We start from the raw sequence: 24,006 nt of genomic DNA, 5'->3' as shown, positions 1-24,006 counted from the left end.
TATGCCGATCTATTTGCAATAAAGCCTACAATCGCTGGACCTAAGGCACAGCCCACATCTCCAGCTAAAGCAAGAATAGCAAATATCGCAGTTCCACCTTGGCGATACCGTTTTGCAGCAAGGCTAAACGTACCTGGCCACATTATTCCTACCGAGAAACCACAAATAGCACAAGCAATTAAAGATAGAATAGGCAATGGTGAGAATATAACAATTAGATAACTTATGATACATAGAGCACTTGAAAGCGCCATAGCTCGTTCTAACTTAATTTTTTCTCCTTTCTTCCCATACATTGCTCTTGAGATTCCCATTAACATGGCAAATGCGCATGGTCCTAATAAATCTCCAACAGTTTTACTAACTTTAAGCCCCGCTTCCGCAAAATAAGATGCCCATTGAGACATCGCCTGTTCTGCTGCCCCTGAACATATCATTAATAAAAACAGCCAAGCAAACATAGAGGAAGTAAATATACTCTTTTGCGATTTGTTTCTCTTTTTACCATCTCTTTGCGTAACATCCTCACTATAATTCATAGCCTCTTCGTGATGCTCCGATAACGTACAGAGAGGTACCTTTGAAAATAATATAAGATTACCAAGAGGTATCAACATCCAAAAATAAGCTAAGAAAGGCCAGTGCTCAATGCCCACTAAAAGAAAGAACAAGGTAGATAAAATTACAACCCCCACATGACCAAAGCAGTAAAAAGAATGGAGGATGCTCATTGCTTTATCTTTCTCTTTTCCTGGCAAAGATTCCACGATTGGACTAATGATTACCTCTATAATTCCACCACCAATCGCATTGAATGCTACTGCAATTAGTAAACCTAGGTAAGGGTCTGGTAATAGCTTTGGTAATGTACCTAGACTGATTAACCCAATGACACAGAAACCATGTGCAACGACCGCTGAGATACGATAACCTATTTTATCTATTGTTTTGGCACCAATAAAATCTACAATGATTTGAATAATAAAATTGATAGATACCATTGTTGCAATACGTTCTAGTGAAACATCAAATTCTTTTTGAAATGTTAAAAATAACAATGCTGGGAAATTATTAATAATTGCTTGAGTTATGTACCCGAGATAGCTAGCATAAAGTGTATGATGATATCCTAACTGTGCTTCTTGATGCTTACTTTTCAATAAACTCATGTCATTTCTCCTTCAGTTATATATGATATTTATTCTCTTGAAGCAAGTGTAATCCAGCTTAGCTGGTTACACTAACTATAAAAAGCTGTTGCATCATAATTTGCCATTATTTTGCAACAGCCCTTTAATTATACTATCTTTTCCAATACAATTTCAAGTATATAAGCTATCATTCTATAGATTTTGCTTTTTTATAAAATAACTCAATTGCTTCTTTTTCAGCCTTCTTATCAATTCCGGACCTACCTGTCCGATCACTCCATCCAAGTATCGCTAAATCTTCACTTCGAACCTCATTTAGCATTGTTTGAAGATCTCCGAACGGCAAATCTTTATTCACATACAAAATCATCATGTGCCAGCGTATTAAAGAACATACATATCTTATAAACTCTCGATCTGTGATAAACTCAGACAAGAATTTATCTGCAAGCTCAGCTCCTACTCGGTCATGATCGTATGAGGTGATTCTTCCTTTACGAAATCTAGTTGTTTCTGGCTTCCCGATATCGTGTAATAAGGCTGCCCACATGATTTCTCTCGGTCTTTCACTCTTCTCCTTTTCTGAAGCAGCAACATCAACAACCATCAGTGTATGAATCCAGACATTTCCCTCCGGATGATACTTTGGAGATTGTTCCGTCTTTTCTAGAGAAGTAAGCATGGAAAAAGGGTACTGATAAAATTCAGGTCGGGATAATAATGTGTTAAGATAAAGAGATGGTTTTTCACTCGTCATAAGCTCATGTTCCAATTCGCAAAAAAGTTTTTGAGCTTGCTCTTTGTCTCCTCCATAAGAGGTTTCTCTATCGGATGTGGAATTGAAAAGATCTTTGACGGATACACTAGACTCTTTGTAATTATCCTTCTGTGTCTTTTTCCACTTTTTCTGTTTCATTTTGAATTCTCCTGCATTTGTGATGCTTTTTTATGACCTGCTTTCGCTTTTCCTTGAATTTCTGGTACTGGTGGCTGGTCATTTTTCTTTAAATGTAATTTATGATTACTTTCTGTTCCATGTGGTTCTTGTGGATTTGGTCGTTTCATACCTGCTTTAGCCATTGCAAACCTCCTATAAATATTCCTTTAATTCTTTGATATTATCTTCTTCAAACTTAAGTAATCGGTCCATTAATTCATTGATTTCTTTTTTTGCATTTTCATACTTTTTTAGATTCTTAATCGCATCGATTACTCCCATATTACTCCCTATAATTAACATTTCTGCAATGTGTGAAGTACTTTTATCTGTCAGTGTTTGAATATTTATCATGAGGTAGGTCCTAATCTTATCAAAAGCACTTATTCCTTTTTCATCGAATCCATTAGAATTCAGTAGCTTTTCAGATTCTTTGTTAATCATTTTATATTCTCTGTATTGTGATTCTAAGCGTTCCTTAAATTTGTTATCCTCTACAATACCGATAATCTGATGTAGAGTTTCAATTCCCATCTGAGAGTTTTGATAGATAAAATTTAATAATTCTGCATTTCCATTCATGCTATTTCTCCTGTTTTGGTTGCCGCTCTTTCATAGTAACTTTGACCATGTCTCCTGGTTGTTTTTGTATTTCAGCTCTTATTTTTTTTTGTATTCCTATAATGTGGCATGGGGTCCCCATTCTAACTAAGCTTCCTTCATAAACAACACCATCGAAGGTAGCAGTAACCGGAACTCTACCTTTTTGAAACTCTTGTTTCACATCAAAAGGAATCTCTACATAAGCTCCATCAATATCGGGTACTTTCTTTATGATTGCTTCAAATTCATATATTTTTTCATTCATGTGTGTTGCTCCATTCTACTATGAAATAATTATCTTAATTGTTCTCTAATTACTTTCTCTTCTCTCCTATCCTCACACAACTTGTAAGAGATAAAACGTTTTTAAATATATTGTGACCCAAATATACATTTTCCATTACAAACTTAATATCTCAAAAGAGAAGAATTTTATTCGTATTTAAGTAATGCATTGCGATAGATTGTTTTCATCTGTTCTTTCACAAAATCCGGTGAAATGACCTCGACTTTGTCTTCAAAAGATAGAATAAAATTATAGATCCACGGTATTGATGCTAGAAATGACACAACATAATTTCCATCGTCAAGTTTTTTAATCTCTTCTTCTTGAAATTCATCAAATACTCGATAGGATAAGGAATGATCTAATTTTAATATTATTTTTTCAATTTTTACTTCATTTTGATACATGATGCTATCCATATCGATTGGCGGTACTTCAATTGAAAATCTCTTTGAGTGCATCAGGGGATTTTTAACCCTTCGCAATTTAAAGATACGATAATCTTTTTTTTCTTTGCAATAAGCATATAAATACCACGACTGCGCTTTAAATATAAGCCTTAGTGGATAAACAATTCGTTTTGACTCTTGTCCAGAAGAATTGTAATAAATCATTTCTAATTCTTTTTTATCAAGAATTGCTTGTTTAATTAATTCGAACTTTTCTTTCTCTTCCGTATTACTTCCCCATCTTGAAAAATCAACCTCAATCCAAGATTCCTCTTTTTTACCAAAGATGGAACTTAGTTTTCTAAGCGTCGCCTCTTCTGAGCGGCTGACCGCATGGAAACCTTGTAGAGATGCTAAAATATTTTCTTGTTCCTTATCAGACAAAACTGCTTTATTAAGTACATAAGATTCCATTAAAGAAATCCCTCCACCTTTACCTTTGGTAGTATAGACTGGTATACCGGCTAAGGAAAGCGCGTCAATATCACGGTATATTGTTCTAACGGATACCTCAAAATGCTCTGCTAACTCTTTTGCTGTCATACTTTTTTTATCCAAGAGCAGGTAAGTGATTTCAAATAAACGATTACCTTGCATTCCTATCACCTCATTCTTTAAATTTGTAATATTATAACTTACCCTGTGTGGCAAGTTTATGTCACGTATTTTAAATGTTCTTTACATTTACTTGAAAATACAAGATACAAAAATAACAATAATTTGATAAAAAATAACATTTAAATGCAATGAAAAAAATTTAAATAAAACTTATTTATAGAAAAAAGCTCAAATTTTGTCACACAGCAAAATCTAATTCATATCTTATAGTATAAATAAAAAAGAAAGGAATGATATTATGGGTTGTAATAATTTTGGTTTTGGCTGTAGTGGCTTTGGCTTTGGTTGCGGAAGAGACTGCGATAGAGACTGCGATTGCCGTAGAGACTGCGATAGAGACTGCGATTGCCGTAGAGATTGCGATAGAGACTGCGATTGCCGTAGAGACTGCGATAGAGATTGCGATAGAGACTGCGATTGCCGTAGACATCGCTGCTGTCGTAGAGATTGTTGCTGCCGTTGTTGCCGTTGCTGCCGTAGATGCTGTGGATTCAGAGGCTGCTGCTAATCTTTAGCAGATGTATCTTTAACATCTAGTGCTATTATACAAATAGTATACGTAAAAAGTACTTTAGCAAAATTTCATATGAGATAATCTTTCTATAGATAAGGAAAAATTGGTTTGCGAACTTTTCCTTGTCATGAACAGAGTAGCTTCGCTATTCTAGACTCCACAGGTTTTTATCTTGAAGGCGAAGATACTTCGCCTTACCAAACCCATAGTGTGAGTGCGCATAAAATGAGGAGCATTGCAAAATAGCTAATTCATAGCTATCAAGCGATGCTCCTCTTTTTTAAGCAATTCTCTTATTAAATACAGAAAGGTAGGAATCCTTATACTTACTCCTCTTCGCTCCTTTTACAAATCGAATTTACTTTTTTGATTATGTTCCATTTGATAAAATAAAGCATATTCTATATTGAAATTCTTACTTTCACACTATCATATTTCATAAAAACAAGTGCGATACTACTGAGGTTTTCATTGAGTGCTTTATCATAGTTGCTAATCTTTAAATATCCGTGGAAACAAAGTAGCATCACCACATTAAGTTCTCGACAATTTTATAGGCGAAAACACTTTATAACAATTACCCAAAGAATAAGTATACAACCCCTGAAACTCCCTATTTATGGTAATTCCAAAGGGACTCTCTATGAATTAAAAACCTTAACAAAATCTTTATGCGAGCCTTCAATTTCTCTATTGACATCATAATAAAAAAGTATAGAATTTCCTTGAATGTCTAATGAATATTTAATTGTCAGATATTCAAGCAACGATAAAAAATCATCAAAGGAACGGTGAAAGTTTATGGAAAATGATGCAAAAGGCAGCTTGGGAGATGAAGCTGACCCTTATTCCAAACTACGGGTTGGGATAACTTATAATTTAAAGAAAGGGATTCGTACCGAAGTCATTGATGCAGAAGCTGAATATGACAGCATCGATACGGTTCTAGCCATTAAAAACGCTTTAGAAGGCGACAATTGCCACGTAGAATTAATGGAGGCAGATACTGATTTGCCTAAACGGCTACAAGAAACACCGGTTGATATTGTATTTAACATTGCAGAAGGACTAAAAGGCAGAGGCAGAGAAGCTGAGGTTCCAGCAGTCCTTAATATGTTTAACATACCATATACCGGTTCGGACGAAACAACCCTATGCCTTGCTCTTGATAAGGCACTTTGTAAACGAGTTTTATCCACCTATCGCATCAGAACACCGAAATACCGAGTGTTTACCAAAGACGATAATCGTCTTAATACCAACTTTTCTTTTCCATGCATTGTAAAGCCAAATGCAGAAGGTTCTAGTAAAGGAATCTCCGATATTTGTATCGCAACGAACAAAGAAGAGCTGAAAACACTCATAACAAATAATATCAAGGCTTATGGCCAAGATATGTTAGTGGAAGAATACATCGATGGTAGAGAATTTACTGTTGGCGTACTTGGAAATGGAGACGATGTTCATGTATTCTCCCCTATGGAAATTATTTATCTCAAGAAAAATAAGTTTAATATTTACAGTTATAACGTGAAGCAAGATTATAAAAAATTAATTCGCTATGAATGCCCATCAAAACTTGATCCCAAAATCGAAGAGGAAATGATTTTCATGGCCAAAAAGATATTTAAAGTCCTAAGCTGCCACGATTTTTCCAGAATCGATTTTAGGCTAAATTCAGAGGGAAAACCTTATTTTATCGAAATAAATCCTCTCCCTGGTTTAGCACCTGGTTATAGCGACTTTCCAATGCTGGCTGAGTTTTGTGGAATGGACTATGTTACATTAGTTCGCAGTATTCTCAGAAACGCACTCCATCGGAATGGTCTTCCATTTCAAATCTAATTAGGAGGCGTTGGAAATGAGCGAACACATCTTTCATGGTAATTTAATTCCGGATTCCGATTGGTATGACTGGCGGTGGCAGTTTCGAAACCGTATAACAACGGTTCCTGAACTCACAGAGTCAATAGAATTAACTGAACAGGAAAAACAAGAAATAACCCAATGTTTAGGAAAATTTCGTATGGCTATTACCCCATACTATGCTTCCTTAATGGATCCTTCGGATAGAAATTGTCCGATTCGTATGCAGGCGGTTCCTAGTAACTTAGAAAACCGCATCCTTCCTTGTGAGATGGCAGACCCACTGAATGAAGAAGGAGAAAGTCCAGTTCCAGGCATTGTACATCGTTATCCTGACCGTGTACTTTTTCTGGTGACCCACCAATGTTCCATGTACTGTAGGCACTGTACCAGACGTCGTTTGGTTGGTGAAGAAGACATGGTAATCTCTGATAAAGAAGTCGATACAGCAGTTGAATATATCAGAAGTAATGAAGAGATTCGAGATGTACTCATCTCTGGTGGCGATCCACTGACGATGAGTGATGAGAAACTAGAACATATTCTTAAAAAACTTCGTTCCATCGAACATGTGGAGATTATACGAATTGGGACCAGAGTTCCTGTTGTTTTACCAATGAGAATAACCCCGGAATTAACGAACATGCTTCATAAATATGAACCGATTTGGATTAATACACATTTTAATCATCCCAAAGAGATTACCGATGTTTCCATGAACGCTTGTGCTAGGTTAGTGGAGGCAGGCATACCTCTTGGAAATCAGAGTGTTCTGCTTCGTAGTATAAACGATTCTACAGACATTATGAAAGATTTGTTATTAAAGCTAGTGAAAAACCGCATTCGACCTTATTACTTATATCAATGTGATTTAAGTCAAGGCTTAGGCCACTTTAGAACCAGAGTAGAAACTGGTATCGAGATTATTCATCATTTACAAGGATATATCTCCGGTTATGCAATTCCTAAGTTTGTAATTGATGCTCCGGGTGGTGGTGGTAAAATACCAGTCAATCCAGAATATATCATTTCAATTGATGATTATGAGGTAGTGATGCGAAACTATAAGGGTGACCTTTATACTTACCCTCAGCCACCTGATATTCGTTATGAAAAAGAGTTTCATCTAAATGCACAAAAAGTATTCAGGGAAAACGATGATTCTAAGAAATAAAACAGTTAAGTTTATCTAAAACAATATTATAACTGAAATTAATTTAATACTATAACAAAGATTATTTAAAAAAGATAGACACTAAAAATACAGATGAATTCAGTTCTAAATTTTCATTTGAAGTTCCTACAGGTACCTAGTATCGAAATGTAAATAAGCGATAACAACTTAATTTGTGGTAACAGTTAAGTTGTTATCGCTTTATTTTATTGTGATAACTTTTTTAATTTTTCAAGCTCAACTTTTAAAGTATCTATCATCCAATTAACCTGCACATTACTATCATACTTACGATAATCACACTCCACAATCATAATAATACATCGATATAGACGATAAATTGTACAGCGTATCATTTCCTTCGGTGTAAATTCTTCTTTCCCATATGCTTTAAGAAAGGCCTTGGATGGTTCTCTAAAACTTGAGAATTCATCTTCCATTAGAAAATCACCATAAAATGCTCTCTCATAGTCAATTATTCCAGAGATTGATCCATCTTGAACGAATACATTACCATCCCATAAGTCCCAATGAACTAACCTTGGAGTTATTACCTCATCAAAAACTTCTGCATAGGATGTTATAAGTTCCCATAATTCATCATAGGTGATATGTACTAGATTACTTCCTTTTCTTTTCCCGTCATTGATAAGCATTTGAAATAACGATAATATAAACTCTCTCCATGTTTCAAAACGAGACGATGATTTTCCGATAAGTCCAAAATAGGTTCCTTTGATTTGATTTAATTGTTTGTTATACCCTCCAAGTTCTTGCTTAATTGCATCGTTTTGCTCATCAGAAAATTCTTTCTTGAAATGATCGTAGGATTTCCCTTCTGATTTTATCATAAAAAAATAAGATGAATTACATACGGTCTTACTATTATCAAAAAAGAGTACTCTTGGACTAGGAATCTTCGTATACTTTTCAATTAAATCCATAACAGCTACTTCAGTTTCTAGCATTCTTTCTTCATAAGACATCATCTCAATTTCGTCTGATGGAGCTATTTTAACTATAACTTCCCCTTCTATTAAAGGAACAAGATAGACAACATTACAATAACCGCCATCTAATTCTACAATCTCCTTCTCGTAATTTATCTTACCTTTTCCAAACGCTTTTTCTGCCATTAAATACAATATTTCATTTGTTTGTCTGTTTTTTGTAATTGCATTCATTTGCTTTGTCATCCTTCCTTGACAATTAAAGTAGATAAAACATATAATAACGAGGCTAACATACCATACTCGATTGCTCCTATATTTAATTTACCATATAATTCCTCATGATATAATCGAGCATAACATTAATTTTCAAAATCAATTTGAATTTTGTTGCTAAAACGCCCTAAATATTTATGCGTTACATGATAAAAAAACAGGAAGACCGATGAAAATATCATCCTTCTTCCTGTTTTAAATGCTGTTTCTATAAGATTTTATATGTCATTTCGCAATTAGTATGATTTATTTAGGAAAACACCCAAACTATATTTACAATGAAGATAGACTAACTGTTGTAGCCGTTATTAAGAATTTTACTTATGAATGATTATATAATAATGATAAACGCTCAATGATTGAATAGGATTTGTTTATTTTAATTACTAGTTACAGAATAACTATTGCACATAAAGTCTGATCCGGCACTTGATGAAGTAATCTCAAACCCAAATTGAACTAAATTAATCGTTTGAGTTCCACTAAACCAGCCTTTGCCATTAATCCAATTAAGTATAGCTAATATATCTACCGTACCAGAATTCGTACTACTTGTTCTTACGAATGAATATACCGGATTCGATCCATTGCTACCCTGATACACATTCCATGTATGACCGCCTAGACTAAGATTCGTATAGACTGGTACAGGCTTACCGGAAGCATCCCATTTATAAGATATCGGAGCAACACTTCCATATGAATTCATCCATAACATAATTTCATAAGAATAGCCATTCGTCCAGATATCATAAGCACTTACATAAGCCCCACTACTAGGCCGGGTAACATTAAAACTACTTTGTAAAGTTTTTATTGAAGATAATGTTTTTCCAATAGACTTAGTTACATTTGGATAAGATTTTATACCTCCTGTATTAGGATGTTGTGCCCATACCCCCCAATTGCTGTAGCTATTAGCCCAGATTGATTGGTACCCTGCACCGCTGCCCCATACATTATTATAAATCGTATAACCTCCATTACTCCATGTAGCCCATTGATCAGCAGATGACCAAGTCGCAGCATATGCTGTAAATGTAATATTTAAAAAAAGAATGAAGCTGAATACTAAGGATACTAATATCTTAAATTTGTTTTTCATAATATGGTCTCCTCTTTATAATATTATCACTATTGCAATCGAGTTGATATACATTATTATACAATTACAATCTATGATTTCATTTTTATAAGTATGCTTTTATTAATGGTTCATCCAATTTGATTGTATCGGCAGTTACTTCTGAACCTTCCAATCCTCCTCTTTATAATGAAACCCCATGTCATAGTGAAATGGGGTTTTACCTCTGCAACTTCTTTACCTTTTGCTTGACATTTAAGTTCCCCTCCGATATGATATAACTACTGGTAAGGGAGTAGTTAGCACAAGATGTGTAGTATAGTCAACACAATGATAGAATCTATCTGGCTATACTTTGAATAACGAGACTTATCTGTGGCAATACCACAGGTAGGTCTTTTTTGTTGTATAGGAAAAAAGAATAACTATTCTGTCTCTACTCTGACATTACCGACCATACGACGATGAAAAAGAAGGAGTAAGATTATGTCAATTTTCACTTTATTCACACTTGCAGTCGGACTTGCAATGGATGCATTTGCTGTGTCTGTCTGTAAGGGATTAGCAATGAAACAAATGTCTCTTAAAAAAGCATTCATTACTGGAGCTTATTTTGGACTGTTTCAGGCTGGAATGCCTGTCATTGGATACTTTTTAGGTGTTTCCTTTCGAGATTATATAACCAAAATAGATCACTGGATATCCTTCGCCCTTTTGATATTTTTAGGTATTAAGATGTTAAAAGAAGCCTTTGATAATGAGGCATGCAGTACAAATGATTCTGTTGCATTTCGTGTGATGATAGTTCTTGCTGTTGCTACAAGTATTGATGCTCTTGCTGTTGGTATAACCTTTGCTTTTCTTAATGTGAATTTGTTACTTGCAGTGAGCTTAATTGGCATTATTACATTCCTTCTATCCATGGTTGGTGTTAGGCTTGGTCATGTATTTGGAGTACGTTATAAACGGGTAGCAGAATGTATTGGTGGTGGTGTACTTATCGTATTAGGTTTTAAAATACTTTTAGAACACCTTGGAATATTAGATCATCTGTTTTAAAAAAAGGTATGAACCTATCCTGTTTTTGGGAGAAGTTCATACCTTTTTTTCTAATAAAATACTTGTGAAGTATCTTATTCATAAAGGAAAAAGTAGTGGGAGTATGTCACACTATCTGTTTTACCTTATCTATTTCTTGTAATAATTTTTGAAGTGTAACTGATGCTTCTTCATAATAATGAATTGCTTGTGCTCGATTTTGATTGTCAATTTCTTGTAAACATCTCACTGCGACCGCATGGAGTTCTTCATGGTATTTTTTAATCTTTAAAAATGATGGATGATTTAAAATCTTTTCGTCCTTAAGGTTGTTACACCATTTTCCTAATTTACAATCTTTTGGGTTATTCACTATATTCATGTCAAGCGTTTCATACTTATTGATTGCATTATATAGTCTCCAAGTAAATATCATATGATCGACTTCAAATACATGTAAGAACTCTTTTGTTGTAAATCCCATTGCATTTCGTACAAGGTTTCCTCTGATCTTATCGGTTCCCCTAACAATATCAAAAAAGTATTTACCAGCATTGTTACATTGACTTTGCATCTCCTCATAAGAATCCGATAAAGTGTCTATGGAAGTCACAAATGCATTCGCTGTCTCTTCTTGATTTTGAATAAAATTATAGATACTACCAATCTCACTATTAATGGTATTCATCTGAGTATTTAACGATTGAATACTATTGACAGAGCGTTCTACAATTTGATTCCCATCCTCAAGTTTTTCTGTTGTTTTATGAATGGTTGCTACTAATTCTTCTGTATTTGCTTGAAGCTCTTTAACGTAACGCATAATGTCCGCTGCAGATTCTGTCGTGCTTTCAGATAAAACCTTAACTTCTCCTGCAACCACTGCAAAACCTTTTCCAGCCTCTCCGGCTCTGGCAGCTTCAATGGATGCATTTAAAGCAAGAAGATTACTCTGCTGCGCAACCTTTTTTACTAAATCAATAATTTCATGGATTTTCAAAGTTTTTGATTGAAAGCTATGTACCATGTCATTAATATTACGTATCTCTTCTGTTGATTGGCTTACTACTTCAATACTCTTTGTCATGTTCTGTGCACTATCTACTGAAGTAACCACTGCTTCGTCAACAAATTGTTTTATATTTTCTACTGCATTAGAAATATTCGAGATGGAATCACCCAATTCCTTACTTGAGATACTTAATCCTTCGATTGAGTTACTCTGCCCTAATACTGTTTCAAGCATCCCTTTCATGATTGAATTGTTAGTTGCTTCCTCCACCAAGTCATTCATTCGCAACACATCATTGTTTTCCCTGCTTCTAAGGTTATAGATCATTGCATTAATTTGTTGTACCAGTTCCATGTCGAGAAATCCATCTTCCTCAATCATATTGGTCTCACCATTGCTTACTTTTAATATCTCTTCTAACAGTTTCACACGTTCTGCTGAAACCATCGCGTTTGTGCTTTTTTTTGAGTGAAATAAGCTACTACTCATAATACCTTCTCCTCTCTTGCAACTATGTAAATATAAGCATATTGTACCAAGTCAAACAAATTATTACTATATACTTTTATTACTAGGTACTATTTCCTTGTTTTACAGATTACTTGTTTTACAGATTACTTGTTTTACAGATTTCTTGTTTTACAGATTTCTTGTTTTACAGATTTCTTGTTTTACAGATTCCTTGTTAAATCCTCCTGTAATATTTTCTAATAACGCTATTTATATTACATTTGATTACATTTTTAATTCTTTCTTATGCTCTCTTATGAAAATTTCTATCGAATCCAGTATACCAATATATACTAATTCTTTATTATACTTTACCATTTTTATCTACATTTTTCAACTATTCTACCATTTTTCTTTTATTTATCTCTTACATTTTCCTTTCTATTACATTTTAGAAATTAATATCTATATATTTAACAATAATAATTTAAAATTGCGTAATGAATCTGTAGGTAGCGTAAAATATTATGTGTAAATAACGTTCCTCTAGAAAAAAAATAACACTAGAAAAGGGAACCAACTTCTTTTAAAGTCCCTAATGAGACTAAAATAGCTCTGTACCTAGTATATAGCACTTGACACAGAGCTTTAAAAAAGGCACCATTCAAACTACCTGAATAGCACCCCTTAAAAGTATCAAAATTAAATTTATATAGATAAATCTCTTCTTGAAAAATATCTAATTCCAATTCCATATAAAACGATTCCAATTGCATATAAAATCACAATTCCAATATAAGCACTAGTTTCCGCTTTAATAATTCCACTTGTATCAAATAATGTTAGCGGTGTCGCGTATTTAAATTTATCAGCCTTATCCGAAACTTGTGATATCATCTTAACAAGGACAAATACAACACATAAGGATGCTCCGATTCCATATGGATACTTAGAATCACTAAATAGGCAAGTGGAGCAATAACAGATGCCGCTAAAGCATAGAAAAACACCAAATAATCCAATATTTAAAATGATAAATCTACCCACATCAAGATCCCCTGGAAATAGAATTGCGCTTGTAGTGATACATAATACAGTTACATAAACTGTAAGAATGAAACATCCCATGATTAAAAATAAAGCTTCGGTAAATGCAACTGTACTACGCTTTGTTGGTGTTGCTAAAAGATAAGCCATGGAGCCTCTTTCAATATATCTTGCCATAATACGATTAGAAACTAGTATAATGAAAATCAAAGGGAAAAATACAAATATCATACCATATAAGTAACTGGCAAGAAATTCAATCAGTGTATTTGAAACACTGGTCATACCAAAAGCAGAAAATATCTGTGGCATACTCTCAGCCATAGCCCGCAAACTTTCACCAAGCTTTGGATCAAACATAGCTACTACCATTGAACCATACAATGTTAACACTGCAAGAAAGATTAGTACAATCTTATAATTTGATTTGGTTTCCCGTAAAAATAATGTCTTACTAATCATTGTTTTTCCCTCCATAAAATGTCATAAACAGTTCTTCCAGTGACTGGGTTTTTACGTCAAGGTCTAAAATCTCATATGTTGCAAGAGATTTTATTAATTGATCCGCCTGACCACTAATACGAATGGTTATCACATTATCAGAGACTTCCGCTTCTTTATAGGATGTATGTTCAAGAAACATTGTTGCCATCTCTTTCGTAGCAAAGGTTATCTCATAAACCTTCTTTCTACTATGCTTTAATTTTTCAATCTGTGCATCTTCCATTATCTTTCCTTCTTTTATGATAACAGCTCTGTCACAGGTCTTTTCAACCTCCTCAAATATATGAGAGGACATTAAAATGGTAGCTCCACGTTTCTTTTCCTCTAATATTAAATCGACAAATTTGCTTTGCATTAAAGGATCTAGTCCACTTGTTGGTTCGTCAAGAATTAGAATGTCCGGCTGATTCATAAATGCACAAACAATACCTATCTTTTGCTTCATTCCCTTCGACATCTTTTTAATTTTTCCTTTAGGATCAAGTTCGAAATAATTCATAAGATTCTCTGCATAAGAAAAATCTTTCATCTTCTTCATCCTCGCAATAAAATGCAAAAACTCGAGCCCTGTCATGTCATCCATAAAGGTAATTTCACCAGGTAAATATCCTAAACTATTCTGAATAGTACTTGCTTTCTCGAAACAATCCATTCCAAGGATAGATACTTTTCCTTGATCCGGATGTAAAAATCCCATTAACTGACGTATCGTAGTAGTTTTTCCTGCACCATTTGGTCCAAGAAAACCAACAACTTCTCCTTTTTTAACAAAAAAAGATACGTCAAATACCCCTTTCTGGTTACCATAATCCTTCGTGATATGGTTAACTTCAATTACTTTCATTTAAATACTCCTCCTTGTATGCAATCTTTCGAAAATACTGTGACCATTTCTTAAAATTAGTCATAATTTCATCAATTACAAGTTCCTTCCCCTGCATCTTTTTCTCAAGGACGTACCCCTCAGATATCCAGGTAAGCATTCTAATCAGATATTCTGGAGATATATCATCACGGAACTTATTAAGGTTGATATTTTTAAAATACACCGAATAAATCGTTGCAGTTTCTTGCGAAATATCTTTCTGTAATTCTGGTGACACATTCTCTTTATCACCAAATATGCACTTCATTGTAAAGTCCATAAGATACGGATTTTTTTCTAAAATTACACACTTTCTATAAGATGCATATTCGATTAATTCGAAGAAATCATCAATTTCCTGAAATTTTGCATCCAAAATCTGTTTTCGCATAATACCCATGGTATAGTGAAATACATGCATATATAGATTCTTTTTATTATTAAAATAATAAAATAATAATCCTTTCGAGATTCCTGCCTTGGACGCAATGTCATCCGTAACAGCATGCTTATAATCATTCCTTGCAAAAACCTCCATAGCTGCATTTATCACTCGTAATTGTTTTTCCTCCGGTAGCTCCAAAAACTTCTCGTTCAACCAATCCCTCCCTTTATTAACCGACTTAGTCAATATCAGTATATAGAATTGACTATTTTTTTCAAGCCCCCTCTTTTTAAATTATTTACTTTCTTTTTAGTCCTACGGAAACGGCATCTCACCTATATGCCCTTCTCTTATTTTATAGCATTTTATCCATTAGGAATTGAAGCTGCATCTTCTCTATCTGTCATCCAAAACAAATCTTACAATAATTCTGAAAGCTCATTTTGATAAACCATTGTTAGCTCATGTAAAGCTCTTGTTGCAGCTACATAAAGAAGTTTTGCGTTCGCATCATTTTTCTCATAACTCTCTTGATTTGGATTCCATAACAGAACTGTATCAAATTCAAGGCCTTTAGTTAATTGAATCGGAAGTACCATAACTCCTTTTGAAAATACTGCATTTTCTAAGCTACCTTCCATAACCTCCATCTGTTTACCAAGAAGTTTACTTACCACTTCTGTACTCTCACTATCTTTACAGATAACAGCGATTGTATCATATCCATTCTCCTGCCAAGACTTAATAATTCTTACCGCATTTGATACCATCTCTGATTCCTTTGTCACCTGAAGTTTAGCAACCACAGCTCCATGACGGATAATTGGTTCTACTTGAAACGTAGGGAACGAACAATGTGATAAGATACTGGTCGCATAATTTGAGATTTCTATTGTATTACGATAACTCTTCGCTAATACACCAAAGGTATCTCGATCCTTGTTAAACACCTCTTGTTTCAATGATTCCCAGTCATTCATACCAGAATCATAATTAATATTCTGAGAAACGTCTCCCATCACGGTAAATGTACAACGAGGAAGTACATAACGTAAAACACCGAATACCATAGCACCATAATCTTGGGCTTCATCGACTACAACATGCTTTGCATCTTCCATGTCCTCTGTGAGTACCATGCGTCGTTTGATATACAACAACGCTGCTAAATCATAAACATCTACCTCTTTTTTGGAAAGACTTAAAATACAATCATTGATTCCAAGTTGTTCCTCTCCTTCGGTTTTTGTAAGCATCCATTGTAAGAATTCTTGATAGAGAGTGATAATCGAATATTTCCACTTCTTTGGACCGTAATAATTGTTAAATTGCTTAATCGCCGCTTTTCTTTCTTCTTTTTCATATTCATAATCTCTACCGGTAAAGTAGTTCTTAATTTTATTCAGAGCTCTTTCATTTAACATAGTGATTTTCGCATGTGTTGACCACCTCTGATTGTTTTTCATAAAATCATCAAATGCTTCTTCTGAAAAAAGAACTTCCTCCTCATAGACTACTGTTTTTCTAGGAATCATTTCAATTTCTCTCTGATTTAAATAAGTCTTTAGCTCCTTTAGGTAGGATAATGACCCTTTTCGCTCCGCAAATTTTTTATATTCTTTCTTATTCTTTTGATTGTGAGATATTATTTTATACTTTTCTTCAATAATCTCTTCATCTAATAAGAATAAACAAAACTGCTCTAGCGTCTTCTGATTAATTCCGTAAACATCAAGGTCAGGTAATACACTTGTGATATAATCTAATAAGATTCGGTTACTACCTATAATGAAGAACTCCTTTGGTCGAAACTTCTCCGGATAGTTATAAAGAATATAGGAGATCCGATGCATCGCAACCGTAGTCTTACCACTTCCGGCAACCCCTTGCACAACAACATTATGAAAAGGGGATTGCCTTATAATATCATTCTGTTCCTTCTGTATCGTTGCAATAATCTCACCTAATACCGCTTCTTTATTCTTTGCGAGATACTTCGTTAATAGCTCATCATTGGCAACAACCTCAGAATCATAAAAATCAAGCAATTTATCTTTCTCAACCTCATAAGTTCTCTTAAGGTTAAGCGTTATCTCTCTTAACTCTCCTTCTGGAACTCTATAGTTACATCCTCCTACCTCACTTTCATAATATACACTGGAAATCGGTGCCCTCCAGTCGATTACTTCTATCTCAGTAGCACTTTTCATGACACCGTTCTTCCCTAAATATAAGGTACTCTTTTTGTCATCTTCATGATCCAAATAATCAATTCGCCCAAAATAAGGCTTCTGTAGCGCTTTTCGGTTTTTATTCAGTGCCATCTTAATACTTCCATGCATGGTCATTGTATTCGATAACTCTGTATAAATCTCTGGGCTATCATCATGATAATGGTCATACATTTCTTTTATATCACCCGCAAGTATCGCTTCTTGTTTCGCATATTTCTCAATATTTTGTTCGATTACGTTCACACATTCTTTTAAATGTTGCTCTTCATACTCTCTGCTATAACGATCTAATTCCATATTTTCTCCATTCCTGCGCTGCTTTCTATACATTGTAGCGCCCTATTCCTTCTTCCAAATGCAACTCAAATACAACTCAAATGCAACTCAAACGCAACGTTTTCGAATTTTTGTACACTGATTTCCCTTCTGATAAAAATTTTAACAGAAAAAAAAATTAATACTAGACTTATAATTTAAGATGTGGTAAGATAGATAATGTAGTATAGCTAAAAATCAGATGTGAGCATGATTTATCATTATATAACATAAAAAGCTACTACTTAAACTAAGACAATTTAAGGCATGCAAATTTATTGCATGCCTTTTTTATATGTTATTGATATATTGTTAATCTATATGCTTACAAGTACTCCCCAAACTCGCTTACTGTAGCCATTAGACTACTTGCCTGAGAAGCACCCAATCTAACGTGGTGGGAGCATTCCTACAATGCTACACACTCTGAAACTTTAGACAACTTTCTTGTAGGCACTGCCCAAAGGCATGCATTCTTTATAATCTTTCGTACCTGCGGATGATAAAATGATGGATTTGTCTCGTGGCCAGGCTGGAAGAAAAAGATTTTGCCATTTCCCCTTGTAAAAGTACATCCGCTTCGACATACCTCTCCATTACTAAACCAGCCAAGGAAAATAATATCATCTGGTTTTGGAATATCCATGAATTCACCATAGCTCTCTTCTATAGATAATTCAAACCTATCCTCAATTCCCTCTGCAATTGGATGGGTAGGGTTACAACAAACCACTAATTCCTTAACATCATGATGATATCGAAAAGTACAAGTTGTTCCCATCAAAGAAGTAAATGCCTTACAACCGATAGCAGAATGCAGTACAATAAAACCCATTCCTCGTAGTACGTGTTCTTTTACTCTCTTTGCTATCTCATCCGGAAACTCATGGTTACCTCCATGTGACCAGTAAATGAGTACATCTGTTTTCTCTAAAATTTCCTCTGTTAAACCACATTCCTCATCATATAAAGAACCAATGGTTAGCAGGTTAGCATTCTCCATTTCTGATACAATATCACGTAATACTCCTCCTATTCCATCTGGATATACCGTTAGCACTTCAGGTTTTCTTTTTTCATCTCTTCCTTCATTAAAAATTGTTATGTTCATATTATATTTTAGCCGTAGAATTTGCTATACAATGTATCTAACTTTTGATGTAATGTATCTAAGATGTAATATATCCAACGATAGTTCTATAGTTTCTTAAAAGTTTTCATATGAAAAATAAGAATAAAATTCTACGACTTCTCCTTTCACTATTTCCTTCATTTGCTTGTAACACATAAACTACTATGTTAAAATTATTGGCAAGAATGCGTTATCAATGTAACAAGAAAAAGTACCCTTTACGAACTTTTCCTTGTCTTGAATAACGTTATTTACCTACAAGAAAAAGTACGCTTCGCAAACTTTTCCTTGATATGAATTAGGAGGTCACCATGAATTACAGAAATCCAAATCGGACCGATTCTCTTTCTATCCTTGGCTTTGGATGTTTACGTTTTCCGAAAAAGGGAAAAGCCATCGATATGGAAGAAACAGAACGAGAAATTTTATATGCAATTGAACATGGTATTAATTATTTTGATACCGCCTATATCTATTCCGGTAGTGAAGAAGCCCTCGGTACGATATTACAAAAACACAATTGCCGAGAGAAAGTAATGATTGCAACAAAGTTGCCCCATTATCTTATAAAAAAGGCTGGCGATATTGACCGTTTCTTTGACGAACAGTTAAAGCGTCTGAAAACGGATTACATTGATTATTACTTGATGCATATGCTGCCAGACGTTAACATATGGAACCGCCTAATCGATCTTGGGATTTTAGAATGGCTAGAATCAAAAAAACAAGCAGGTATCATAAAACGCATTGGATTTTCTTATCATGGAAATACAGCCGCATTTCAAGAATTACTCGATGCATACCCATGGGACTTCTGTCAGATACAGTATAATTACATGGATGAGCAAAGTCAAGCTGGTGTAGCTGGCCTTAAAAAGGCTGCTAGCAAAAATATTCCTGTGATTATTATGGAACCTTTACGAGGAGGAAGATTAGTTAACAATCTTCCTAAAAAAGCACTCGATTTATTTGCAAAGGCAGAACCCAAACGTAGTCCTGCTGAGTGGGCACTCAGGTGGTTATGGAATCAAGAAGAAGTTAGCGTCGTATTATCAGGAATGAATTCTATGGAGATGTTAGAAGAAAATATCCGAATTGCATCTACCGTATCTGTCGGTGAGCTCGGAGAAAAAGAAATGCATCTTTTTGAACAAGTGAAAAAAGCATTGAATGATAAGATAAAAATTCCATGTACTGGTTGTGGTTACTGTATGCCATGCCCGAAAGGTGTTGATATTCCTGGTGTATTTCGATGCCATAATGTTAGTTATGCCGAAGGATATAAAAAAGCCTTCAAAGAGTATGTGATGTGTACCACGATGAGAGACAAAAAGAGTAATGCCTCTCTTTGTGTACAATGTGGAAAATGTGAAACCCACTGTCCACAGACGATAGAAATACGAAAGCAGCTAAAAAATGTTGTAAGACGATTCGAGCATCCTATCTATAAGATTACTAGTGTAGTGATCAAAAAAAGATTTCAAGGTAAACCTAAGAATGATTAAACATAAGCTAAGAAATAGATAATATACAGAAATCCATGAAACGCTGTAAGACCAAGATTTCAACCTTTACTTTGTTTCATGGATTTTTAATATGTTTTCTTTATTTACTTTTTTTCTCCTTCGCCCTCTTATCACTAATCATCTGCATATGTTCTTCTGTAATCAACGTAACACCATTTTCTTTTGCCCAGTCAATGCACCCTTGCAGTGCTGTTTTTAGGAAAATGCGTGGAACTCTTACTAACTTCATACACGCCTCTTTTGTAAATTTTATCTCCGCATCCATACGATTTGCTGCATACACAACAGAAGTTAAATCCGCTTCTTTTCCCGCAGGAATTTTCACAGCCTTTGGACGAACGCAGATGCTTTAACCCCATCAATAATTGCATCGTATTGTTTTTTCTTCATCAGTATTTTATCAATTCGTAGGATAAAATGAGCTCCGAACTTACTAGTTATCCCATTAAAGTTGCGATAAGGTGGTTCCACTCCTTCTAGTTGACCGATCTTTTTACTATCTTCTCTTGCTCCTTCTAAGTCAGAAATCCAAGTGCATTCAAATACCTGATACGCTTTTGATATGATCAGAGGACGTTTGGTTCCATCTTCACCTGCAAGCCCCGCTTCAAGAGCAAATTTACAGTTTGCCATTTTTTCTGCTGCTGTTTCCCCTGGAAATCCAAGTCGAACTGCTTCTTTAAAGTCTTCTAGGCTATCTTCAATAAAATTAAGTGAGCAAGTACCGTTTCTTAAGATATTCTGCGCTGTATTCGAAGAATTCCTACACTCTAAGAGCATAGCATAATATTCTCTGCCAGCTATGTAGTATGGAAAACAAAGAGAATAGGAACCAATGGATGTTTTTCCATCTTCCGATAAGGTACTTACTAAAACTGTCGGCATGGGGAAAAATGCTGACGTTTGGTAGAAATTATCCACAATTCGTAAATCCTGAAACGAACTCATCGTAAATCCTCCTAAGACAAAACTCTTCCATTTACAATTCTTACGTATCTTCTCAGTGGATATTCTCCATCGTGGGTTTCCAGCTCATCCATATAAGACATGAATTTGGGAACTGTAACTTTGGTTGCTCCTGCGTGGAAAAAGTAATTCGATAATTCATTCCATTCATTTTCCCGACAAACCAAACCTACTGTCTGTAAGTATCCTTTGTTCTTATGTAATTTCTCTATGATGTCATTTCTCTTAAGTCCTCTAACCCATAGATTCGCATGGGTATAGGAAGACGTTAGTTCAGCATCTGGTAACGCCTTTAAACTACAATGTTTCCCTTTGTATAATTTTCCTTTTGATTCAATTAATTCATCATGAAACAAAAGAAGCGAAATCTGCGCTCTTATGCCTATATTAAGAGGCTGCTCTTTTGCAACCGCACTTTCTAAGATGGGTAAAAATCTTTCACAAAAACTGTCCAAGTCCTCCATTACATCCGTATCAAGATAGATTCCCTGACAGGAGCTACAAAGTATTTGCTTCGTAGTTACTATATGAGTAGCAAGCTCAATTAATGCCTTGTCTGTAATCGCATCTTTTGTAAGATAAGCAAAGCTCTTTCTATGTCCCCATTCAATCAGCCTAGTATCAACAGAAGCAAAGTTTCTTACGGATTTCATTGTTTCATCTCCACCCCAGACAACGATAGCATTTGCCATCTTAGCCATTGCCGTAAGCTCTTCCAAATGACTGGATGGAGTATCGAATACATAGATATAATCTTTTAATTTTGGTTCAACGCTAATTAACTCCTGTAATAACTTAACGGTAATTCCCGAATCTGAGGCCGGTAGCTTTACGATATTAATGTTCCCCGCCAGAAGTCCCTCAATCACACTATAGACAGGTAACCCCTCCATATTACCGGCAGCAATATGGAATAATACACCCAAAGGCATGATCTGATGAGAAGTTTCAGGGAGACATTCTCCAACTGCTACACCAAGTTCGATTCGAATCTTCCGAACTAAACACTCTGCGGATAACATCTGTGCAGTCTTTGCGATCTGTTCCTCTGTTAAAAATTCACCGAGTAGTTTTTGGTATTCCCCCGCGATAATACGCTTTGATAATTGATGGCAAGCCATAATCACTTCTTTGGAAGGTAATATCCCTTGCCCCAACGTTTTGAGGATTCGAGGATATATGTCTTTTAATGCCTGCTTTGTTTGACTTGATTCTAGTACTTCACCACCGTATAATATCATATTCTATTACCTCCCAGCAGCTCTCCTGCCCCCCACGCACAGGTATGTATGTCACAAAGTCCGACTCTTCCTAGAACTTCAAAGTAAGGTGCTGTGATACCACATCCGCACTCGGCTCCATTATGTAATACTCCTAAATCATCTGTCATAACACTTGTTAATGGCATACTTGAAAGCAATGGAGAAAGAAAATTTAGAATACCCACCTTACCGTTTGGCACCGGTAATAAAGTATCTACATCTCTTACCAGTACACGGCTGTAGATAGGTACGTGAAAATGGTGATTTTTACAATCGCAATATAGCATCGGATGTTCCACCGCACCATAAAATTCACGAATATTTTCTTCCTCGATTCCAAGAGTCCTCTGAATCTTTTGATAAAGTAATTTCTTGTCTACACGATCTGAATAAAACTGTTTCCATCCACCACCAAGAATTACTTTGGATCCCTTAGGTAATGTAAAACGCTTTTTTCTTTTTTCTAATTCATTGGCCAAAAATAGGGCATATGCAGGAAATCCTATGATACGAACAGGATTTGATTGTTTGCTAAACTTCATTAAAGCTTTTAACATACCCTTTATATTAAATTCATAGCTACCATTCACATATTGTAACGCATATACTCTCTCTTTCGCTGGTGCAAAATAAGTTGAACCAAGCAAAGTCTTTGCTGTTACTGCTTGATTTTCTTTCCCTTGCTGAAATCCGAGAAGAATATAATTGGTTGGTTTCGTTGATAGGAGCTTATGATACTTTGCTATACGATACACCATGTGAGCCCCATAATATAACCCTTTTGCATCATAGCCTATCTTACTTTTTACTCCACTTGTGCCTGAAGCTGTTGCTTTTATTACCATCTTCTTACTAGGTAAGGATGCAATTCTTTTCTTTTTGTAATACAACGTCGGAAGTGGTGGAATTCTATGTAAGTCTTCGATGGAATGAATATCATCTTTTATAATCCCTTGCTTTTTTAATATCTGTGCATAACGCTTACAATGCTGATTATGAAACTCCATATTATCTTTGATAGCAGCAACAAAATACCGTTCCGTACCTTCTAAATCATATATTTTTTTTGATTGATACAACTTTTGTATGTTATTTATTACAATCTCCTCCTTTTGCATAGTTCTAATATATAGAGTAATATAAATCCTTTTTTTGTTCCTATTCCTGCCCTTTAATAAATATTGTGATGGTTCAATCATTCATCAATTCATGACAAGGAAAAGTTCACGAAACATGCTTTTCCTCGGTTAATTTTATCCCAAAACCAAGGATAAATTTTTAATTGATTATTCATATTATAACATATTAATAATAAAAAAAGCAATTTTTTACATTTTTATTATTACAATAATCCTCATGCAA

At 34.8% G+C, this 24,006-nt stretch carries 23 protein-coding genes; 5 read left to right on the top strand and 18 right to left on the bottom strand.

What is annotated here, in order from left to right; genetic code table 11:
- The 6 genes from RTP52_RS04455 to RTP52_RS04430 form a co-directional block, all read right to left on the bottom strand.
- A partial coding sequence (locus RTP52_RS04455) for an MFS transporter (protein ID WP_312369455.1) occupies window positions 1–1,169 on the bottom strand: 1,169 nt, incomplete at its 3' end.
- A 169-nt stretch (window positions 1,170–1,338) separates the two neighbouring features.
- Window positions 1,339–2,067, bottom strand: coding sequence for an HDIG domain-containing metalloprotein (locus tag RTP52_RS04450; protein WP_312369453.1), 729 nt, complete (start codon window positions 2,065–2,067; stop codon window positions 1,339–1,341).
- On the bottom strand, window positions 2,064–2,231 hold the full coding sequence (locus RTP52_RS04445; protein WP_312107386.1) for a hypothetical protein: 168 nt from the start codon (window positions 2,229–2,231) through the stop codon (window positions 2,064–2,066). Before RTP52_RS04445 ends, RTP52_RS04450 begins: the two co-directional genes overlap by 4 nt.
- A gap of 10 nt (window positions 2,232–2,241) precedes the next feature.
- Complete coding sequence (locus RTP52_RS04440) at window positions 2,242–2,670, bottom strand: hypothetical protein (protein ID WP_312369451.1); 429 nt, start codon at window positions 2,668–2,670, stop codon at window positions 2,242–2,244.
- Window position 2,671: 1 nt separating this feature from the next.
- Complete coding sequence (locus tag RTP52_RS04435; protein ID WP_312107389.1) at window positions 2,672–2,956, bottom strand: DUF1905 domain-containing protein; 285 nt, start codon at window positions 2,954–2,956, stop codon at window positions 2,672–2,674.
- Window positions 2,957–3,123: 167 nt separating this feature from the next.
- Window positions 3,124–4,023, bottom strand: a complete 900-nt coding sequence (locus RTP52_RS04430) for a helix-turn-helix transcriptional regulator (protein ID WP_312369449.1) — start codon at window positions 4,021–4,023, stop codon at window positions 3,124–3,126.
- A 251-nt stretch (window positions 4,024–4,274) separates the two neighbouring features.
- On the opposite strand from RTP52_RS04430, the gene RTP52_RS04425 reads away from it, so the two are divergent.
- The 3 genes from RTP52_RS04425 to ablA all read left to right on the top strand — a co-directional run bounded on the left by RTP52_RS04425 (window position 4,275) and on the right by ablA (window position 7,598).
- The gene (locus RTP52_RS04425) at window positions 4,275–4,559 is read left to right on the top strand and encodes a hypothetical protein (protein ID WP_312369447.1); all 285 of its coding nucleotides are present in this window, start codon (window positions 4,275–4,277) and stop codon (window positions 4,557–4,559) included.
- An 800-nt stretch (window positions 4,560–5,359) separates the two neighbouring features.
- Complete coding sequence (locus RTP52_RS04420) at window positions 5,360–6,403, top strand: D-alanine--D-alanine ligase family protein (protein WP_312369445.1); 1,044 nt, start codon at window positions 5,360–5,362, stop codon at window positions 6,401–6,403.
- Window positions 6,404–6,419: 16 nt separating this feature from the next.
- Window positions 6,420–7,598, top strand: a complete 1,179-nt coding sequence (gene ablA / locus RTP52_RS04415; protein ID WP_312369443.1) for a lysine 2,3-aminomutase — start codon at window positions 6,420–6,422, stop codon at window positions 7,596–7,598.
- Between the two features lie 206 nt (window positions 7,599–7,804).
- On the opposite strand, the gene RTP52_RS04410 is transcribed toward ablA, so the two are convergent.
- Window positions 7,805–8,782, bottom strand: a complete 978-nt coding sequence (locus RTP52_RS04410) for a phosphotransferase family protein (protein WP_312105106.1) — start codon at window positions 8,780–8,782, stop codon at window positions 7,805–7,807.
- Between the two features lie 421 nt (window positions 8,783–9,203).
- Entirely contained in the window at window positions 9,204–9,929 is a 726-nt protein-coding gene (locus tag RTP52_RS04405) for a glycoside hydrolase family 12 protein (RefSeq protein WP_312369441.1), read from the bottom strand.
- A gap of 465 nt (window positions 9,930–10,394) precedes the next feature.
- Between RTP52_RS04405 and RTP52_RS04400 the strand changes: the two genes are divergently transcribed.
- Window positions 10,395–10,967, top strand: coding sequence for a manganese efflux pump MntP (locus RTP52_RS04400; RefSeq protein WP_312105101.1), 573 nt, complete (start codon window positions 10,395–10,397; stop codon window positions 10,965–10,967).
- A 106-nt stretch (window positions 10,968–11,073) separates the two neighbouring features.
- Here RTP52_RS04400 and RTP52_RS04395 read toward each other — a convergent pair whose 3' ends face one another.
- The 6 genes from RTP52_RS04395 to RTP52_RS04370 form a co-directional block, all read right to left on the bottom strand.
- Window positions 11,074–12,447, bottom strand: a complete 1,374-nt coding sequence (locus RTP52_RS04395) for a methyl-accepting chemotaxis protein (protein ID WP_312105098.1) — start codon at window positions 12,445–12,447, stop codon at window positions 11,074–11,076.
- A gap of 669 nt (window positions 12,448–13,116) precedes the next feature.
- Window positions 13,117–13,917 carry an ABC transporter permease gene (locus tag RTP52_RS04390; RefSeq protein ID WP_312105096.1) on the bottom strand — a complete coding sequence of 267 codons (801 nt, stop codon included), beginning with the start codon at window positions 13,915–13,917 and terminating at the stop codon, window positions 13,117–13,119.
- The gene (locus RTP52_RS04385) at window positions 13,910–14,803 is read right to left on the bottom strand and encodes an ABC transporter ATP-binding protein (protein WP_312105093.1); all 894 of its coding nucleotides are present in this window, start codon (window positions 14,801–14,803) and stop codon (window positions 13,910–13,912) included. The genes RTP52_RS04390 and RTP52_RS04385 overlap by 8 nt, the downstream gene beginning before the upstream one ends.
- The gene (locus RTP52_RS04380) at window positions 14,790–15,422 is read right to left on the bottom strand and encodes a TetR/AcrR family transcriptional regulator (RefSeq protein WP_312369440.1); all 633 of its coding nucleotides are present in this window, start codon (window positions 15,420–15,422) and stop codon (window positions 14,790–14,792) included. The genes RTP52_RS04385 and RTP52_RS04380 overlap by 14 nt, the downstream gene beginning before the upstream one ends.
- A gap of 206 nt (window positions 15,423–15,628) precedes the next feature.
- Window positions 15,629–17,773, bottom strand: a complete 2,145-nt coding sequence (locus tag RTP52_RS04375) for a HelD family protein (RefSeq protein WP_312369439.1) — start codon at window positions 17,771–17,773, stop codon at window positions 15,629–15,631.
- 394 nt (window positions 17,774–18,167) lie between these two features.
- Window positions 18,168–18,869, bottom strand: coding sequence for a ThuA domain-containing protein (locus RTP52_RS04370; RefSeq protein ID WP_312105085.1), 702 nt, complete (start codon window positions 18,867–18,869; stop codon window positions 18,168–18,170).
- A 332-nt stretch (window positions 18,870–19,201) separates the two neighbouring features.
- On the opposite strand from RTP52_RS04370, the gene RTP52_RS04365 reads away from it, so the two are divergent.
- A complete protein-coding gene (locus tag RTP52_RS04365) occupies window positions 19,202–20,395 on the top strand; it encodes an aldo/keto reductase (protein ID WP_312369437.1) in 1,194 nt (397 codons plus the stop codon).
- A 100-nt stretch (window positions 20,396–20,495) separates the two neighbouring features.
- Here RTP52_RS04365 and RTP52_RS04360 read toward each other — a convergent pair whose 3' ends face one another.
- The 4 genes from RTP52_RS04360 to RTP52_RS04345 form a co-directional block, all read right to left on the bottom strand.
- On the bottom strand, window positions 20,496–20,645 hold the full coding sequence (locus RTP52_RS04360) for a hypothetical protein (RefSeq protein ID WP_312369436.1): 150 nt from the start codon (window positions 20,643–20,645) through the stop codon (window positions 20,496–20,498).
- A gap of 92 nt (window positions 20,646–20,737) precedes the next feature.
- Window positions 20,738–21,364 carry a hypothetical protein gene (locus tag RTP52_RS04355; protein WP_312369434.1) on the bottom strand — a complete coding sequence of 209 codons (627 nt, stop codon included), beginning with the start codon at window positions 21,362–21,364 and terminating at the stop codon, window positions 20,738–20,740.
- A gap of 11 nt (window positions 21,365–21,375) precedes the next feature.
- Window positions 21,376–22,623, bottom strand: a complete 1,248-nt coding sequence (locus tag RTP52_RS04350; protein WP_312369432.1) for an acyl-CoA reductase — start codon at window positions 22,621–22,623, stop codon at window positions 21,376–21,378.
- Complete coding sequence (locus RTP52_RS04345) at window positions 22,620–23,843, bottom strand: LuxE/PaaK family acyltransferase (RefSeq protein WP_312369430.1); 1,224 nt, start codon at window positions 23,841–23,843, stop codon at window positions 22,620–22,622. Before RTP52_RS04345 ends, RTP52_RS04350 begins: the two co-directional genes overlap by 4 nt.
- Window positions 23,844–24,006 lie beyond the last annotated feature (163 nt).

This window comes from Lachnoclostridium sp. (genome assembly GCF_031997925.1).
In the GTDB taxonomy this organism is placed as follows: domain Bacteria; phylum Bacillota; class Clostridia; order Lachnospirales; family Lachnospiraceae; genus Lachnoclostridium.
The sequence above is the reverse complement of the archived record's forward strand: the minus strand, read 5'-3'. Positions and strand labels throughout refer to the sequence as shown.